Source organism: Peptoniphilus sp. BV3AC2, from assembly GCF_000478945.1.
GTDB classification, from domain to species: domain Bacteria; phylum Bacillota; class Clostridia; order Tissierellales; family Peptoniphilaceae; genus Peptoniphilus_B; species Peptoniphilus_B duerdenii.
In genome coordinates this window covers 187,255-206,634 of record NZ_AWXD01000007.1, presented here as the reverse complement: position 1 = coordinate 206,634, position 19,380 = coordinate 187,255, and the positions used below count along the sequence as shown (strand labels likewise).

Sequence of the window (19,380 nt, the reverse complement as noted above, 5' to 3'; positions counted from 1 at the left end):
AATGGAAAATTTTTTCAATCTTAACAAAAAACTAAATCTTGATGAATATAACTTCACTGAAAACGACTTTGATCTTGCGTCAGTTGAACAAAAGGAAAATTTCATGACTAAAGCTCCTTCTACCTCCTATTTTAAGGATGCGATGAGAAGGTTAAAAGCAAACAAGATCGCCATGGTGGCTCTTATGTTTATCGTGGTGGTTGTCATATTTGCTTTCATCGGACCACTATTTGTGGAAGGGGATTACACCACTCAATTTAGAGGAGACGAAAATTTATTTCCATGTGCTAGGTATCCTTTTGGAACCGACAAACTAGGAAGAGATATCATGGTAAGGACTATGTATGGTACCAGGGTTTCCCTTATAGTTGGAGTTTTCGCTTCACTTATCGTACTTTTCATAGGTTCTATATATGGAGCGGTTTCTGGATACTTCGGCGGAAAAGTAGATGCTCTTATGATGAGATTTCTAGATCTTATATACTCAATTCCTGATGTACTTGTAGTAATTCTACTTTCAATCGGGATATCAACCCCTTTAAAGGACTTTGTAAACAGTTCCAATTCAGAGTTTGCCAAGAAGATTGCAGTCCTTGGTCCTGCGCTTATATCTATATTTATAGCCTTTGGACTTCTATACTGGGTCGGAATGGCGAGGATGATAAGAGGTCAGGTTCTTATGCTTAAGAAACAAGAATTTATCACTGCAGTGGAAGCTCTAGGTGGATCTAGAAAGAGAATTATCTGGAGACACTTGTTTCCTAACTGCATAGGACAGATAATCGTAATGACAGCCATGCAAATTCCGTCAGCGATATTTCTGGAATCATTCCTATCCTTCTTAGGAATAGGGGTTTCAGCTCCAATGACGTCTCTTGGTGCTATGGCAGCAGATGCTCTGGGAGGTATATATTCCTACGCATATAGGCTAATTATTCCATCATTAATCCTAAGTCTTATGATACTATCACTTAACTTATTTTCAGACGGCTTACGTGATGCACTGGACCCAAGACTTAAAAAGTAGAGTAGGTGAACAATGAATACAGAAATGAACACAGAATTAAATAAAGAATTAAAGATAGAAGATAGAAAAGAAATATTAAAGGTTGAAGACCTGCAAGTATCTTTCTACACGCCAGTAGGAGAGGTACAAGCGGTGGACAAGATTAGCTACACCTTACACGAAAATGAAATCATGGGAATAGTTGGAGAATCAGGATCAGGTAAATCCGTTGAATCATATGCGATTATGGGACTTCTACAAAGTCCGGGCAAGGTAAAGGGTGGAAAAATCCTCTACAAAGGAGAAAATGTTCTAGACTATGACAAAAAACAGATGAGAAATTTCAGAGGAGCTAAGTGCTCCATGATCTTCCAAAATCCGATGACTTGTCTAAATCCAGTCTATACAATTGGAAACCAACTTATGGAAGCTGTCCTAGTTCATAGTAATATTTCTAAGAAAGAAGCCTACGACAAGGCGGTTAACATACTTGAACTAGTCGGAATTTCAAACCCAGAAAGGCGTATGAAACAGTATCCTCACGAATTGTCAGGAGGTATGCGTCAAAGGGTCATGATAGGTATGGGACTTATTTGTGAACCAGACATACTTATTGCTGATGAACCGACTACGGCGCTGGATGTAACTATTCAAGCACAAATCCTTGAACTTATCAAAAAGATTCAAGAAAAGACCAAGATGAGTGTAATCTTTATCACTCACAACTTGGCGGTAGTTGCACAAATTTGTGATACGGTATGCGTAATGTATGCAGGTAAGATTGTTGAAAAGGGAACCGTAGAAGAAATATTCTACAACCCACAACATCCATATACAAAGGGTCTACTTGGTTCAATGCCAAGAATTGACTCGAAGGAAAATGAAAGATTAAAATCCATCGAAGGAACTCCGGTAGACATGTTAAATCCACCGGAAGGATGTGGATTCTCAAATAGATGCGACCATTGTATGAACATCTGCTTGAGAAAAGAACCACCGATGATAAATATATCAGAAGATCACAAATCAAAATGTTTCTTACACGTAAAGGAGGCAGTACATGGAAGATAAAAAACTAGTAGAAATAGACCATTTAGTAAAACATTTCGATGTAAACTCAGCCTTTAGTGGAAAAGCAAAAGTAAAAGCTGTAGACGATGTATCCCTATTCATTAAAAAAGGGGAGACATTGGGACTAGTTGGAGAATCTGGATGTGGAAAGACCACACTTGGAAGAACTATCCTAAGACTTCACGAACCGACTAGCGGAAGAATAGTCTATGACGGCGAAGTGATCTACGACAGTGAAAAAAATATAAAAAAGGACATGTATCCATATAGAAGAAAGATGCAAATCATCTTCCAAGATCCATCCGCATCCCTAGATCCAAGGATGACTGTAAGGGAAATCATAGGAGAAGCACTGGATATACATGGACTTTGCCAAAAAAATAGAAATGAAAGAATAAAAGAACTGATTAAAAAAGTAGGACTTAATGAGGAACATTCAAATAGATATCCACATGAGTTTTCTGGAGGTCAACAACAGAGAATTGGGATAGCAAGAGCACTTGCAGTAGAGCCAGAGTTCATAGTATGTGATGAGCCGATTTCAGCATTAGACGTATCCATCCAAGCCCAAATAGTAAACATGCTTGAGGATATGCAAAATGAACTAGGTCTAACCTATCTATTTATAGCTCACGACCTTTCAGTAGTAAAACATATCTCTGACAGAATAGGAGTTATGTATCTTGGAAAATTAGTCGAGCTAGTAGATGCACAAAGACTCTATGAAAATCCTCTACATCCGTATACAAAATCTTTGCTATCAGCAATCCCAGTACCAGATCCAGAAGTAACTAGACAGAAATCCAGAATAAAACTACAAGGAGAGATACCATCTCCTATAAATCCGCCGACTGGATGTAGGTTCCATGAAAGATGCCAGTACGCGACGGAAAAATGCAGTCAAGTAGAACCACAAATAAGAGAATTAGAAGATGGTCACTTTGTAAGTTGCCACAACGTTTAGGAGGAAAAAAATGTTAAAAAAATCAAAACTATTAATCTTAGCATTAGCATTTACCATGCTTTTAACAGCATGTGGTGGAGGCAGTAAGCCTGCAAACCAAAACGCAGAAAAAGGAAATGGCGATACAGCCGTATCAGAATTTGAACCAGGAAAAGTAGACGGAGTTCTAGATCTAAACATAGCATCAGAACCAGAAACCATAGACCCACAACTAAATACATCAGTTGATGGAGCTATCATAGAATCACACCTATTTGAATCACTAATTAGATGGGATGACGACGGACAAGGAAACGCAGTACTTAAACCAGGTATAGCAGAATCTTGGGACGTAAGTGACGATGGATTAACATGGACATTCCACCTAAGAGATGCAAAATGGTCAGACGGAAAACCAGTAACCGCAGGCGACTTTGTATATACATGGAACAGACTAGTTAGCCCAGACACAGGAGCAGACTACGAATACATGCTAGACATGGTAAAAGGATATGACAGCGAAGACAAGAAGCTAGACATATCAGCACCAGATGACAAGACATTTGTAGTTAACCTAAGAGTAAAATGCCCATACTTCGAAGAAATCTGTGCATTCCCAGCAGTAATGCCAGTAAGAGAAGACGTAGTAGCTAAAGAAACATGGACAACTAGCGCAGATACACTAGTAAGTAATGGACCTTACAAACTAGAAAAATGGGATCACAACTCTCAACTAATACTAACTAAGAACGAAGAATACTATGATGCAGGATCAGTAACAGCAGAAAAATTAAACTTCCACTTACAAGACGATCAAAACGCAATCTACGCATCATATAGATCAGGAGATTTGGACTTTATAAACTCAGTACCACAAGAAGAAATACAAAAACTTCTAGAAACAAAAGAACTAAAAGTACTACCACAAGTAGGAACTTACTTTGTATGTTTCAACACAGAAAAACCACCATTTGATGATGCTAGAGTAAGAAAAGCATTCTCACTAGTAATAGATAGAGATTTCATCGTTAAACAAGTTACAGGAAAAGGAGAACAACCAGCAACAGGATACGTACCAGCAGGAGTATATGACGCAGACGGAGCAGAAGGAAAAGACTTCAGAACCACTGGAGGAGACTACTACTCAGTTAAGCCTGAAGACTACGATAAGAATGTAGAAGAAGCTAAAAAGTTAATGGAAGAAGCAGGATATCCAAACGGAGAAGGCTTCCCACAAATAGAATATCTATACAACACAATGGAAAGTCATAAAGCGATAGCAGAAGCACTACAAAATATGTGGCAAGAAAAACTTGGCGTACAAGTAACACTTCAAAATCAAGACTGGAACGTATTCTTAACAGAAAGAAAACAAGGAAACTTCAACATAGCAAGACACGGATGGATAGCAGACTATAACGATCCAATGTCATTTATAGATATGTGGATGACCGGTGGCGGAAACAACGACGCACAATACAAGAATTCAAAATTCGACGAACTAGTAAAAGCAGCAAAAGCAACCTCAGACCAAAAAGAAAGAATGGAAAACATGCATAAAGCAGAAGACATCCTAATAGGAGAAGACTCAGTAGTAGCACCACTATACTTCTACACCAACTCTTATATGGCAAAACCAAACATCAAAGGAATCTACTACACACCACTAGGATACTTCTTCTTTAAATCAGCAACAGGATTCTAAAAAATAGAAGTAAAAAATATTAAAGAAAGAGACTGTAAAAAGTCTCTTTTTTTGTGTAAATTTTTAGTTAGAGTAAAAATAAAAATGTAAATGTATAAAAAGATATTTTTGAAAGTGCAATCATCCAAACATAACCACACCAGGGTTACACCAATTCTGCTCCGGCGGTTCCGGATAACCTCCACCGTCTTCGATCAGGATGACTAGTGGTGGGGTGTGGACCTCACGAAATTTAGCAAAATTAATTAAGTTTAATTTGCAAAGCCTCTCGGCTGTGGAAGCAAGATGCTTCCGCTACAAAATACCTCATTTCTAAAGTTCCTTTAATAGCAAATTTAGAATTTTCCTACGACCTATTCCATAGAATCCTTACTTAATGACTTCTACTGATACAATCCATCACCACCATATGTGATTTTTGCTTTCGGCGTTAAGAAATTTTCCACTGTCTGAGCGTAGCGAGTTTGGAAAATTTTAGCCGAATAAAAAAATCACAACCAAAACCTCCCCAATGCGAGGTGGGTAGAGGGAGCTCGAGGGAGAAGGGAGGAAACTGCGAGTCTCGAAGAGAAAACCGCAGGTTTTTTCGAGAGACGTTAATTCCCTCCCTCTCCCTCGTAAAAAAAGATTTGAAGAAGAAAGAATGTATTTTAAAGAAGTGTAGGATATTTATTTACATTTGTTATAATTTTGAAATCATTACATTTGCAAATACTTGGTCTTCAGAGGTTATACCCGTTCGACTACGATGGCTACGCCATCTTCGCTCAGGGTGACTGTAGTTGGGAATATTGTTGCAGGTCTTGTGCATTTCCAAAGAAGACGAATGAAATGAAGTTTGATTTGTAGAACTCGAATGCCTTTAAGTGCGACTGTATTAATTTTTAATTCTATATTAATATCTTTTCAATCACAACACCCATTACCTAAAAAATAATTTTTTATACAAAACATAAACACAAAATTAAATCCTAATTCAAACCTAATTAGTTCTAAGAAATTTTTATTTTTTCTAACATTCAACTTAAAAACACCTGCACTTCATCTTTATAACATATTGACGCACACTAAGTTTAAATTATATAATATAGACTAGTTTAAAAATTTTTTACAGGAGGGTATTATGGAAAATAAAAAACTTAAACCAACTACTTTGCAAGCAGTATCACCACTAGCTGTAATGATTATTCTTCTTACAGTAGGAGTGGGTATTTTCAAGCTAAGAGCGGAACCTATTATTCTAATCTGTGCTAGTTTTGCAGCGATAATCGCAATGAGACTCGGCTACACTTGGGAAGAATTACAAAAAGGGATCATCGAGAAGATTGCATCAGCACTTCCAGCTACACTTATCTTGTGGTCAGTAGGTTTACTTATCGGATCTTGGATGTTTTCAGGTACAGTACCTATGATAATCTACTACGGAGTTGATCTAATCAATCCAAGATTTATTTATATTTCTGCATTTTTAATTACGGCAGTTCTATCCACTGTTACAGGTACATCTTGGGGATCTGCAGGTACTATCGGGGTTGCAATCATGGGTATTGCTCAAGGACTTGGAATGAGCCTTCCTATTACAGCAGGAGCTGTAGTAGCAGGGTCATACTTTGGAGATAAATTATCACCATTTTCTGACACCACTAACTTGGCACCACTTGCAGCCGGCTCAGAACTATATGAACATATAAAACACATGCTCTATACCACAGTTCCAGCAGCAATAGTTTCCCTTGCAGTTTACTTAATCGTAGGTCTATCTACTAAATCATCAACAGTGACTATAGAATCAGTAAATATAATTCAAGGACAACTATCAGGAATATATCACTGGAGCATACTTTTACTACTTCCTGTAGTTATCATGCTTATTGGATCAGTTTTAAAATTTCCAACTCTTCCAACCATGGTTGTGAACTCACTAGTATCTGTAGTTATAGGAGTATTTGTTCAAGGATTTACACTTAAGAATGGATTTATCTCTATGATCAACGGATTCAACGTAACTATGACAAACTTCGACGGAGAAATCTTAAAAGATATAACCACATTAATCAATAGAGGTGGAGCAGTATCTATGACTACCACCACGGTACTTGTATTCTGTTCTATGGGATTTGCAGGGATCATGTCCACATCAGGCATGCTTGATGTAGTTCTAGAAGCAATTCTAAAGAGAGTGAAGACCACATTTGGAGTTATCATTTCAACTATCGCATCTTGCTTCACAGTTGCCTTTGTAACAGGTAACTCATACCTTTCAATCCTAATTCCAGGAGAACTATTTAGCAAGATTTATCTAGAAAGAAATCTACATCCTAAGAACCTTTCAAGAACACTTGAAGACTCAGGTACTGTACTAGTTCCACTTATCCCTTGGTCAGCAGCAGGAGCATACATGGCAGCGACTTTAGGCGTAGAAACTTTGTCATACTTACCATGGGCAGTGCTTAACTACATGGGAATCGTATTTGCTATAATTTTAGCATTAACGGGTATAGGAATTACTAAGATAACGGAAGAAGAAAAAGAAAAGTTTTTACAAGAAATGGGTGAAAAATAATGTTTTTAATAGAAAATGCTAAGATTGTCGGGGAAGAAGGTCTAAAAAATATATTAGTTGCCGGCGGGAAAATCGAAAAAATATTCGAAGGTAGCTGCAACTATCCAGTTGATGAAAGATATGATGCAGCTGGCAAGACCATCATCCCTGGACTTATAGACCAACACATTCACATCACCGGTGGTGGTGGAGAAGGTGGATTTAACACGAGAGTTCCAGAACTAGGACTTTCAAAATTAATCGAAGCAGGAATCACAACAGTAGTTGGACTTCTTGGCACCGATTCAGAAACGAGAAGCGTAGAAAATCTAGTGGCAAAATCACTAGCTCTTACCAAAGAAGGAATAAAAACCTACTCACTTACAGGTTCTTATGCATATCCAAGCCCAACCATCACCGGATCAGTTAAGACTGATATCGTATTTATAGATCAACTAATCGGGGTTAAGATTGCTGCAAACGACCATAGAGATTCATGCCTTGACTACAAAGAGCTTCAAAGAATTGGAGCAGAAGCAAGAGTAGCGGGGATGATTTCTGGCAAGAGCGGTCATGTAACCATCCACATGGGTGGAGGAAAATTCCTATTTGGTCAAATAAATGACGCACTAGAGCATTCCAACCTACCGATTACAATCTTTAGACCAACCCACGTAAATAGGGACGACAAACTATTTGAAGAAGCGCTTGATTTTGCGGAAAGAGGCGGATACATCGACATAACATCTGGCATGAGTAGAAAATTAACCGATGCAAAAGCATATCAAAAGGCAAAAGAAAGAAATGTGCTAGATAGAATCACATACTCATCAGACGGATTCGGATCTTGGTCAAACTATGACAAAGAAGGAAATCTTGTAGAAATTGGATATTCACCGGTTGACACAGGCATCAAAGCAATAAAAGAAATAGTAGAGTCAGGAGAAAAATTAGAAGACGCAATCAAACCATTCACATCAAATGTAGCTAAAGTTTTGAAACTTGATAGAGAAGTGGGATATGTAAAAGAAGGATATCTTGCAAATCTAGTTGCATTAAATGACGATTTGGAAATCGAAACAGTCATCTCCGAAGGTCAAGTGATGATGAAGGACAAAAAGTTATTAAAAAAAGGAACCTACGAATAAAATTAATTAAAGATAAAGGCGACAGAGATGTCGTCTTTTTTGTTTGTTTATTAAATTATTATAATTTTGAAATTTTATAAAATAATTTTGTAGATTTATGAGAGGCCAATAAAAAAGGAATGGTCTCCCATTCCATTTTTATTCAATCGATTTTTTATCCGCCACTTCATCGATCTTATCCATTATCTCAAATGCGGCTTTCATATGTGAAGGATAAATATACTTATCTTTCATTTTCTCTATTCTTTTTATAAATTTCTTACCATCTTTTCCTTCCAAAATCCTCTCTTTTGCGTAGTTTAGGATTTCTACATGGAGCACGTATTTATTTTTTAAATACTTCTTTAAGCTCTTATCTTTCAATAACTCTTCTGCCTGCTCCACACTTCCTTCAATTAAGTAGATGGTGGATAGAGTTGTCTTGACCATAAATTCAAAGGTCATATTCATTTTTGCTTTCGCGAGAAGCTTTTCGTCGAGGTATTTCGCTTCTTCAAACTCCATTTTGTAGAATCTGTCTTCCATCCTATTTATAAATATCCCTTGGATAAATGTCTTGGAAAGATCTGCTTCGTCGATATTCAAGCTAGTCTCTTCGACTTCCTTGCAATTTATTATATCCTCTTCGTCGTTTAAAATTTTATGGAGAGCTATTCTTTCTTCTAAATCATTTTTCAAGTAAAAGATATTTGCTCCGTCATTATTTATAACTTTAAGTGGAACTAGGTTTCCTATTCCAATGTAGATTCCTACTATTGCAAATATTTCTAAAAATCCTAGAGCCACTGGATTTAGGCTATAGGTTTTAATGATGATTACAGCTACTAATGAAAGTATTATATTCATAAGTCCTCCTCCGAGATTATATATTACCACAGGATAATCGCCGTCTTTCATCTCTGGTGGAACCATAATGCACTGTCCACCTGTGCCTGGGACTGTTAACTTTCTAATCTTAAATCCGCTATCCGTTCTTACAAGGGTAGTAGAGCCTATTCGAAAGTATAAAAATCTATAGCTAGTTAGAAGTCCTCCGATCATGTGACCAGCTTCGTGGAAGATTATGTGGATCATGACTACTAAGTAGATTGATAAAAATACCACCGCAAACCAAAAGATATTGTTGAGAAGTACACTTTCTAAAACTATAAATTCCTTTGCGTAGCTTACTATCTGCCCGGAGGCGAATCCTATAAAAAATGCTGCAACTAAAAATGCTACTATTGTAAATATATTTTCTAATGTTTTTCTCTTCATATTTCTCCTTTTATGTGAAAACGATTAAATAATTTTTCCATGGGTATGTATCTAAAGATAAATTAAATTATAATATTAGGAGGTCCCATGAAACTATATTATACGCCGAAGAGTTGCTCCATAGCAAGCTGGATTGCTTTAGAATGGGTGGGTGCAGATTACGAAGTGGAGAAAGCAGAGACAAAATCTGAAGAATATAGAAAGATAAACCCAGCTGGAACTGTGCCAGCGCTAGATATTGGAGACGGAAAGATATTAACAGAAAACACTGCTATTTTAAAATATATAGCAGACACACATAGAGAAAAGAACTTAGGCGCTGATGAAGGTTTATTAGAGGAGCTTAAGTACAACAAACTTTCTTCGTTTTTAAATGGATTCCATTCAGCTTTTGGTCCATACTATGTACCGGAAAGATTTACCGTTGCAACAGATGAGACTTCCATAGAAAATGTTTTGAAAGCAGCATATATTTCGATAGATAATGCGATGAAAAGCTTGGATAATTTGCTTGAAGGGAAGGATTATCTCTATAATAATAAGAGGAGCGTACTTGATGCGTATGCCTATGTAATGGTGAGATGGACCGACGATTTTGAAAAGTCCTGGAAAGATTATCCAAATGTGAAAAGATTTGTAGAAAATTTGGAAAAGGATGAAGCGGTTAAGATTGCATACAGGGGATAGAATTTTAATAGTTTTCTAGATGAATATCATAATCCCGAATGAGAAATCGAAACACCCACACCAGTCATCCTGAGCGAGGAAATTTATTTCCGAGTCGAAGGATCTAACCCTGGTGAGGTTAAGAATGGTTGAATTATTTGCCTAGACTAGGTTAAATATAGCTTATACCCATTCGACTTCAGAGCCTAGCGGCTCTTCCGCTCAGGGTGACTGTAGTTGGGAAGATTGCTGCAGGTCTCGTGCAAGGAGTTCCAAAGAAGCCGAGCATTGCGAAGGCTGATTTGCAAAACTCGACTGCCCGGCTGTGGAAGCAAAATTTTTCCGCTACAATGCAGTTATGTGGGTATTCTAATAGTTTTCTCGATGAAGGCTGTCACCCTGAGCGAGGAAATTTATTTCCGAGTCGAACGGGTATAACCCTGGTGAGGTTAAGAATGGGTGAATTATTTGACAAGATTAGGTTAAATATAGCTTATACCCATTCGACTTCAGAGCCTAGCGGCTCTTCCGCTCAGGGTGACTGTAGTTGGGAGGATATTGTAGCGTCGAAGCCCTAGCCGAAATCTTTGATTTCGTTGCAGGTCTCGTGCAAAGAGTTCCAAATAAGCCAAGCGAAGTGCAGGCTGATTTGTTGAACTCGACTGCCCCTCAGGATGACAATACATAAGGACAGACCTTTAGAAATTCTATAAATCAAAAGAGTTTGCCTGTGCAGAGCCTCTCGGCTGTGGAAGCAAAATGCTTCCGCTACGGGGATAGCTTCGCCTGATTAAAAAGAATTTAGTATTTAGGTTAATGGAAGCTGGTAGCTTCCGCTACAAAAATAAATCTTTTCTAATTTTTCTTTAAACATAACTTTTCAAATTATAATAAAACAAAGGAGATTGTTTTGAACATTAAGAGTCAAGAAGAAATTCTAAATATCATTAAAAATATCAAAAAAAGACCAATAATAATCGGTGTGACCGGACGGGTTTCCATAGGCAAGAGCACCTTTGCAGGAGAGCTTCACGATCTATTAGAAGAAAATGGATACTCTTCAAATATTCTATCCACCGACCATTTTCTCTACAGCAACAGGGATTTAGAATCTAAAAAGATTGAGGACCCTCGTGGTTTTCCAAAGAGTTATGATTCGGACAAGTTTAGAGATGCTCTTTTAAATATTAAAAATAATAAGAATGTAGAGCATCCCGTTTATTCCCACACCACCTACGATATTTTGGACGAGTTTCAAACCTACGAGGTATGCGATATAAATATCGTGGAAGGTGTAAATATTTTTTATAACAACAAGGACGAGGTTTCATTCCAAGATTTTTACGATTTAGTTTTCTTTCTTGATACGGACAAGGAAAATACTTGGAACTGGTACTTAAAGCGAGTGCATTTTCACATTGATGAGTGCCATGACGAAAATAATTTCTTCTATCCTTTTAAGAGCATGAGTGATGAAGATATTGAAAGGGAATCTAAGAAATACTGGGATGGTATCAACGATTTAAACGATGTGAAATTTATAGAGCCGACGAAATCTCTATCCGATTATGTGGTAAATTTCGATTCTAATCATGAGATTATAAGTATTGAAAAGGTAAAAAAATAAGAGGTCAGTTGACCTCTTTTATTTTTATATTAGAAATGATCTGGTTAAGAAATCCACCAATAGAAATAGTATCTTCATGAGCATTTCAAATAGGATAAATGGCACTAGGTACCATCCGATGAAATCTATCTTATCTTTTCCTATTCTATCTTTGTAGAGACTTGTAGCTATAAATGTGGTTACAAGGAATAGGATAATGGTTGGTAGTATTCCCGGTGTGATGGATTCAAGGATTGTGAAGTGGAATATTCCGCCGATTGGGTTAATTATATAGAGCACAAACACAAGTACTTGGCATACTGCCCAGTTGACGAATGATTTTTGGTTCACTTCCTCTTGATCCGTTACAAAAGAAACCTTATTTGTTGCAATATCTAGTGGATAGTAGTGTTCTGCAAGGGTTAGAAGAATTCTAAGAAGTGGTAGTACAAAGATTGCGATGGATACCTTGCGCACTGCAAGCATAACCGCAAGCACATTTAGTAGATAAACTATACCTATTATTCCATTTCTTAGTCCTTTGTCGTTGAAGTTTAGTCTATTTTCAAGTTTAAATAGAAATCCCTTAGCCTTATCATCTATATTTTCGATGGCTTCCTTTGCTTCTTCTTTATTAATATGAAGTTCTTTTTTAGAAGCGTCCTTTTTTATAGTTTTAACCTTTTTTTCCTTAGGCTTATTTTTTTTATCTGATTTAGAAGATTTGAAGAAGGAGAATAGAGATTTTTCTTTCTTTTCATCTTCTACATAAATATCTGGATTTTCCTTTAAGGCGCGGTTAACTTCATCGAAAAATTCCTTTGAAGAGATGTGTTTTAAATCTTCCTCTTCGATTTTTTCTTCTTTAGTTTCTTGTGATTCTTTTTTAGATTTTTCTTCAATTTCAGATCTCTTTATTTCTCTGAAATCTCTAGTGTCTTTTTGAACCTTTGAACCTTTTTTATCTACCTTTTCTATTTTTTCAGTTTTTTCAGTTTTTTCAGTTTTTTCAGACTTTGGCTCAGTCTTAGATTCTTTCTTTACAGATTCAGCTTTATTGAAATTATCTTTATTATCCTTAGTAGAATCTTCTGATTTTTCCGCTTCTTTAAGTCTAGCTTCTATCTCAGCCTTTGGAATGGACATAGTATCTTCGATATTAACCGGTGTAATATCGGTCAAAGTCATATTGATGTCTTCCTTGTTTGGAGATTTTTCAAATATAGAAAATTCATCTTCTTCGTTGATAAAATCCATAAATCTTTCTTTTAGAGATTTGGATTTCTTCTTAGGTTCATTTTCTAAATCTTTATTTAATTCTTTTGGCTTAGATTCTTTAGAACTTTTAGATTTTGCAGTTTCTTCGATTTTTTCTTCTTTTTTAGCCTTTTCAGATTCTGCTTTTTTCTTAGCTTCCTCTTCTGAAGCTTTAAGTTTTCTGTCTATCTCTTCGCGAAGTTTCTTTTCTTCAGCCAAGGTCTTTTCAGAAGCCTTTGTAAAGTTTTCGATATTATTTTTTACAGTCTCATCGACCTGTTTAATAATTTCTTTAAGCTCTTTTGTATTTTCAATGGAATCTATATTTTTAATGGGCTTAAAAACGATTGTTTTGTCTTTAGGATCCCCAATATTATCTATGCCATTGTCCTCAGATACGATTTTTACTTTTACATTTTTCAGATTTTTTCCGCAAATCTTACAGTAATTGTCCTTCGGATCTACTTTATTTCCGCAGTTTGGGCAAAACAAATTATCACACCCCTTTTAAAATATTATAACACAAAGTCACATTTATTCACTAAAATAAAATGAACTGTGCAGATTTTTTAATTAAATCTTATAGAATTTCAAAAAAAGAATAGGCGAACCTATTCTTAAAAATTAATTTTAAATTTTTAGCCTATTGCACCCCAGAATATTCCGATTAGGTAAACAGCTAGGGAGATGCCCACGTAGACATACTTAATCCATGTGTAGATAAGTTCGTTTTCTCCAATTTTTCTGCCTGTTCCTTTAAATATTTCTCTAATTGAAAATTCTTTATCGAGTACCCATCCAAAGATGATGGCTGCAAGAAGTGCACCTAGTGGTATGACATAGATTGATACAGCATCCATCCATGCGCCTAGTACATCGCCGTTTTCGATTCCAATTCCAACTACAAAACCTATAATTAATATAATCGTAGTTGCGGTCTTTCTACCAATGCCAAATCTTTCTTCTAGCATTTCAACTGGAGTTTCATATAGGTTTATAAGAGAACTTATTCCTGCGAAAAGCACAGCGATAAAGAAGATCACTGAGAATATTCTGCCTCCCACCATGGATTTAAATATGGATGGCATGATGATAAACATAAGTGGTGGTCCACCTGCAGCTTCCACTTGAAATGCGTAGATTGCAGGGATTATTACCATGGCTGCAAGCATTGCCGCGATAGTATCAAATGTCGCCGTCCACTTTGCAGAATATGGAATATTATCTTCGTCACTTAGGTATGAACCGTAGACTACAGTTCCAGAGCCTGCTAGTGATAGGGAGAAGAATGCTTGTCCCAGTCCGTAGACCCAAATTTGCGGATCTTTAAGTTCAGAAAAATCTGGAGAGAATAAAAATCTATATCCTTCTGCTGATCCGGAAAGCATAGCAACTTTTATGGCAAGTATTATGAAGAATAGAAAAAATGCCGGCATCATTACCTTGTTAACTTTTTCTATTCCAGAGCCGATTCCGTAGGACATGATTACGATACAGATTATGATTGCAACTGCATGCCAAATAAGTGAACCATATGGACCTGCAATGGCACCGAAGTATGCTCCTGAGTCCGGTGCGTCTATCATGGATCCGGTAATTGATCCTACTAAAAATCTGATGATCCATCCTACTACAACGGTGTATCCAATTGCAATTGCAAAGGAACCTACAACAGGGATAAGTCCTATGTACTTACCGATATTAGAGCCACGCATCTGTGTCGCTTTTAAAAATGCACCCCTCGGACCGGATTTAAGTCCACGACCGAGAGCCATCTCTTCTATTATTCCTGAATATCCAATTACGATTACAAAAAATATATATGGAATTAAAAATGTAAATCCGCCGAACTTGTGAACTCTAATTGGAAACATCCAAATATTTCCCATGCCCACAGCCGAGCCGATACATGCGAGGATGAATCCCCATTGACTTCTAAATGAATCTCTCTTCTTATTTTTTTCTGTCATTTTTTTAGGTTGGGCTAACCCTTCCTCTTTCACCCCTTTTATTAGTTAATGAATTAAAATAATTTAAAGACTATTATACCACCTAAATCACCTCTATTCAAATGGAATTATTTTGGGTATATTTAAAGTGAAAAATATTTTAAATAAATTTCATAGCATATAAAGGTAAAATAAGGTAAAATATAATAAATACTAAATGAGGTGATATTATCAAAAAAGACAACAGAGTAAACAAGTTTAAACTTGCCTACTATATAATCGCGGTAGTAGCAATACTTGCCGTTCCTCTTTTCATAAGACCTTACTTCAATGGTCCACAAGAGGAGAAGATAAATAATGTAGACTACGTTACATTTGCGAGATACTTAAAAGATGAAAAGGTAAAGGAAGTTGAAGTCAAAGATAGAGAAATCAACTTCACCCTAAAGACAGATGGGAAAAATGTCATCAACAAAACCATCAGAATGGAAGATCCATTCCTTGCAAACAGACTTATAGAGTCTGGAGCTAAGACGGACAGAGTATTCCCGGCGCAACTAAATCCTATACTTGGAAATATAATCTACATGGTTTCCATGGTGGTGCTATTTGTAGTCATGGGACAACTCCTATCTCGAACTCTATTTAAAAAATTCGGCGATGGTGGAGTAGGTCCGATGAGTTTCGGTAAGAGCAACGCAAAAATATATGTAAAGAGCACAGACGGAATAACCTTCGACAATGTGGAAGGACAAGATGAAGCCAAGGAAGCCTTGAAAGAATTGGTAGACTTCCTACACTCTCCAAAGAAATATACAGATATCGGAGCGAAACTTCCAAAGGGAGCTCTACTAGTAGGACCTCCTGGAACAGGTAAGACACTCCTTGCTCAAGCAGTGGCAGGGGAAGCAAATGTACCATTCTTCTCCATATCAGGTTCTGAATTCGTAGAGATGTTCGTAGGACTTGGTGCTGCAAAGGTAAGAGATCTATTTAAACAAGCCCAAGAAAAAGCTCCTTGTATCGTGTTTATCGACGAAATCGACACCATTGGTAAGAAGAGGGACGGAGCAGGATTCTCTGGCAACGACGAAAGAGAACAAACCCTTAACCAACTTCTATCAGAGATGGATGGATTCGATTCCAAACTTGGAGTAGTAATCCTTGCGGCGACAAATAGACCAGACTCACTAGACCCAGCACTACTAAGACCAGGAAGATTCGACAGAAGAATACCAGTGGAACTTCCAGACTTAGTGGGAAGAGAAAAAATCTTAAAACTTCATGCCAAGAAGGTGAGAAGAGAAGCAAGCATCGACTACAAACAGATTGCCCTTGCAACAGCAGGCGCATCTGGAGCAGACCTTGCCAACATGATTAACGAAGCGGCACTAAGAGCTGTAAGGCAAGGTAGAACTGCCATGACTCAAAAAGATATAGAAGAATCTGTGGAAGTTGTGCTAGCAGGATACGAAAGAAAGAATGCAGTTATATCTTCAAAGGAAAAGGAAATAATTTCCTACCACGAAGTTGGTCATGCACTAGTAGCAGCAAAACAAAGTAACTCCGCACCGGTACACAAGATAACCATAGTTCCTCGTACATCGGGAGCATTGGGATACACCATGCAGGTGGACGAAGAAGAGAAATTCCTAATGTCAAAAGACGAACTCTTCAACAAGATCGTAACCTTGACAGGAGGACGCTCCGCAGAAGAACTCATCTTTGGAGTAGCAACCACAGGAGCAAGTAACGACATCGAACAAGCAACCAAGATCGCAAAATCCATGATAACAAGATTTGGAATGAGCGAAGAATTTGGATTTGTGGCAATGGCAGAAGTAAATAACAGATATCTCGGTGGAGATGCAACTATGACCGTAAGCGATAAGACAGCCTACGACATCGACCTAGCGGTTAAGAAACTCATAGAAGCAGCCCACATGAAAGCGATAGACATACTAAAAGAAAATATAAACGCACTTCACGAAATAGCAAACTACCTATTGACAAGAGAAACCATAACCGGCGAAGAATTTATGGAGATTTTGAAAAAATATGAGTGATTATATATCCTACGAATCCAATGGAGAGAAGAGCTTCGGCATACTGGATGGAGAATTTATCTATGATTTAGGCGGACTCTACGGACAGGACAGTCTCATTAAATTTATAGAAATGGACGAACTTCAAAGAAGTAAACTTAACAAAATAGAAACCATCTATAGAATAGAGAGAAAATCAATAAAAGAAGTAAAAATCTTGCCTCCGATAGAAAACCCGAGAAGGGGAATATTTTGTGTCGGCAAAAATTACCTGGACCACGCAGTAGAAATAAAAGAACTTGGAGATGAAATCCCAAAGTCACCCATATTTTTTACCAAGAATATAGACAGGATCATAGGAACAGGAGACACCCTAAACATAGAAGAAGCACCGACACAATGCGCTGATTACGAAGGGGAACTGGCGCTTATAATAAAGAATAAGTGCAAAGATTTAAAACACTACGAAGTATGGGAAAATATCTTGGGATTTACAGTGGCAAATGACTTTTCCGCAAGAGAATTACAGACGAAATTTGGACAATGGACCAAGGGCAAGAGCCTAGATAGATTTCTAGCAATGGGCCCAATCGTAAAAGAACTCTCCAAGAGAGAAGTGGAAAATCTATCCTTAAAGACCTGGGTCAACGGAGAACTAAGACAAGATTCAAACACCAGTAGATTTATCTTTGACATAGAAAAAATCCTCGTAGACCTATCCATGGGTATGACACTATTCCCAGGAGATATAATCTTAACAGGAACACCATCAGGAGTGGGCGCAGGATTTAATCCACCGAAATATTTAAAATCGGGAGATAAAGTAGAGATAGAAATAGAAAAGATAGGTAGATTAGTAAACTATATAAAATAGAAAATGATTTTAAAAGAACCTTAATCAAGGTTCTTTTTTTTGTGAATAAGTTTTTGGTTCGTAGCGGAAGCAACCAGCTTCAACAGCAGATAGGCTACAAAGTTCTCCCAATTGCAGTCACCCTGAGCGAACGAAGTGAGTCGAACGGGTATAACCTCCGCAGGTTAAGTCCAGGTAACTGCATCCGTAGCGGAAGCAACCTGCTTCCATTAACCTAAATACTAAATTCTTCTTCCTCAGCCGTCAGGCGTACAACAACCTATATTTATATTCGCACCCGTAGCGGAACCTTCTAGGTTCCACAGCCGAATGGCGTGAAGTCTTAAACTATAAAGATGATTAACACCAATCGAGAGACAGCTACAGCAACTAGTCATCCTGAGCGAAGGCGGTTTCAACCGCCGAAGTCGAAGGATCTGACCTATATTTAACCTACTTAATACAAAAAAGTAAAATATTAAATATCCTATACATAACCAAAACCTATTCTTTTTTCTTCAAATCTTTTTTACGAGGGAGTATGGCAGTTGAGTTCTGCAAATCAGCCTTCGCAATGCTCGGCTTCTTTGGAACTCTTTGCATAAGACCTGCTACGAAATCAAAGATTTCGGCTAGGGCTTTAACGCAATTAACGTCTCTCGAAAAAACCTACGGTTTTCTCTTCGAGACTCGCAGTTTCCTCCCTTCTCCCTCGAGCTCCCTCTACCCACCTCGCATTAGGAGATTTTGGTAGCGATTTTTTTTATTCGGCTAAAATTTTCCAAACTCGCTACGCTCAGACAGTGGAAAATTTCTTAACGCCGAAAGCAAAAATCACTTGTAGTGGCTTAGGTTTTCTCAGTAATGGGATTGTGAATAAGGATTCTATGGGATAGATCGGAGGAATGTTCTGAATTTATTTTTAGAGAAAACTTATAAGAGATTTATTTTCGTAGCGGAAGCAATCTGCTTCCACAGCCGAGAGGCTCTATTGAGAAAACCTTAGGGAAGACAGTCACCATAGTGGGGTCCACTCCTCCACATGGTTATCCTGAGCGGAAAAGGCGGTAGCCTTTGGAGTCGAAGGATCTCTCCTATGGTGTGGTTATGTACGGATTGTTTCACTTACATAGACTTGACCTGCGGAGGTTATACCCGTTCGAAGCCCTAGCCGAAATCTTTGATTTCGTAGCAGGTCTCGTGCAAAGAGTTCCAAAGAAGACGAATGAAATGGAGTCTGATTTGCAGAACTCGACTGCCTCTCAGGGTGACTGCAGTTGGTAGGTATTTTATTATATTTTTTTGGAATAGATAGGTTAAATATAGGTCAGA

General features: G+C 37.5%; 13 protein-coding genes. 10 read left to right on the top strand and 3 right to left on the bottom strand.

Annotation, left to right across the window (positions count from 1 at the left end):
* Position 1: 1 nt before the first annotated feature.
* From HMPREF1252_RS01645 to iadA, 6 genes are all read left to right on the top strand, one after another.
* A complete protein-coding gene (locus tag HMPREF1252_RS01645; protein ID WP_008902604.1) occupies positions 2-1,027 on the top strand; it encodes an ABC transporter permease in 1,026 nt (341 codons plus the stop codon).
* Between the two features lie 12 nt (positions 1,028-1,039).
* Positions 1,040-2,077, top strand: coding sequence for an ABC transporter ATP-binding protein (locus tag HMPREF1252_RS01640; RefSeq protein ID WP_008902603.1), 1,038 nt, complete (start codon positions 1,040-1,042; stop codon positions 2,075-2,077).
* On the top strand, positions 2,067-3,041 hold the full coding sequence (locus HMPREF1252_RS01635; RefSeq protein ID WP_023059032.1) for an ABC transporter ATP-binding protein: 975 nt from the start codon (positions 2,067-2,069) through the stop codon (positions 3,039-3,041). The genes HMPREF1252_RS01640 and HMPREF1252_RS01635 overlap by 11 nt, the downstream gene beginning before the upstream one ends.
* A 10-nt stretch (positions 3,042-3,051) precedes the next feature.
* Positions 3,052-4,725, top strand: coding sequence for an ABC transporter substrate-binding protein (locus tag HMPREF1252_RS01630; protein ID WP_023058946.1), 1,674 nt, complete (start codon positions 3,052-3,054; stop codon positions 4,723-4,725).
* A 1,123-nt stretch (positions 4,726-5,848) separates the two neighbouring features.
* On the top strand, positions 5,849-7,288 hold the full coding sequence (nhaC, locus tag HMPREF1252_RS01625; RefSeq protein ID WP_023059058.1) for a Na+/H+ antiporter NhaC: 1,440 nt from the start codon (positions 5,849-5,851) through the stop codon (positions 7,286-7,288).
* Complete coding sequence (gene iadA / locus HMPREF1252_RS01620; RefSeq protein WP_023058981.1) at positions 7,288-8,415, top strand: beta-aspartyl-peptidase; 1,128 nt, start codon at positions 7,288-7,290, stop codon at positions 8,413-8,415. The genes nhaC and iadA overlap by 1 nt, the downstream gene beginning before the upstream one ends.
* Before the next feature lie 138 nt (positions 8,416-8,553).
* Here iadA and HMPREF1252_RS09165 read toward each other — a convergent pair whose 3' ends face one another.
* Positions 8,554-9,672: a M50 family metallopeptidase gene (locus tag HMPREF1252_RS09165; protein ID WP_023059030.1), complete on the bottom strand. Its 1,119-nt coding sequence runs from the start codon at positions 9,670-9,672 to the stop codon at positions 8,554-8,556.
* Positions 9,673-9,759: 87 nt separating this feature from the next.
* On the opposite strand from HMPREF1252_RS09165, the gene HMPREF1252_RS01610 reads away from it, so the two are divergent.
* Positions 9,760-10,359 carry a glutathione S-transferase family protein gene (locus tag HMPREF1252_RS01610; RefSeq protein ID WP_023059094.1) on the top strand — a complete coding sequence of 200 codons (600 nt, stop codon included), beginning with the start codon at positions 9,760-9,762 and terminating at the stop codon, positions 10,357-10,359.
* A gap of 889 nt (positions 10,360-11,248) precedes the next feature.
* Positions 11,249-11,965, top strand: coding sequence for a type I pantothenate kinase (locus HMPREF1252_RS01600; RefSeq protein WP_023058963.1), 717 nt, complete (start codon positions 11,249-11,251; stop codon positions 11,963-11,965).
* Positions 11,966-11,989: 24 nt separating this feature from the next.
* On the opposite strand, the gene HMPREF1252_RS01595 is transcribed toward HMPREF1252_RS01600, so the two are convergent.
* The gene (locus tag HMPREF1252_RS01595) at positions 11,990-13,693 is read right to left on the bottom strand and encodes a zinc ribbon domain-containing protein (protein WP_023058948.1); all 1,704 of its coding nucleotides are present in this window, start codon (positions 13,691-13,693) and stop codon (positions 11,990-11,992) included.
* A 146-nt stretch (positions 13,694-13,839) separates the two neighbouring features.
* Entirely contained in the window at positions 13,840-15,171 is a 1,332-nt protein-coding gene (locus HMPREF1252_RS01590; RefSeq protein WP_036746705.1) for a sodium-dependent transporter, read from the bottom strand.
* Positions 15,172-15,377: 206 nt separating this feature from the next.
* Here HMPREF1252_RS01590 and ftsH point away from each other — a divergent pair, with 206 nt between their 5' ends.
* Positions 15,378-17,216 (top strand): ATP-dependent zinc metalloprotease FtsH, encoded by a 1,839-nt coding sequence (ftsH, locus tag HMPREF1252_RS01585; RefSeq protein ID WP_036746704.1) that lies wholly within the window; start codon positions 15,378-15,380, stop codon positions 17,214-17,216.
* On the top strand, positions 17,209-18,069 hold the full coding sequence (locus HMPREF1252_RS01580) for a fumarylacetoacetate hydrolase family protein (protein WP_023059038.1): 861 nt from the start codon (positions 17,209-17,211) through the stop codon (positions 18,067-18,069). The genes ftsH and HMPREF1252_RS01580 overlap by 8 nt, the downstream gene beginning before the upstream one ends.
* The last annotated feature ends 1,311 nt before the right edge of the window (positions 18,070-19,380 follow it).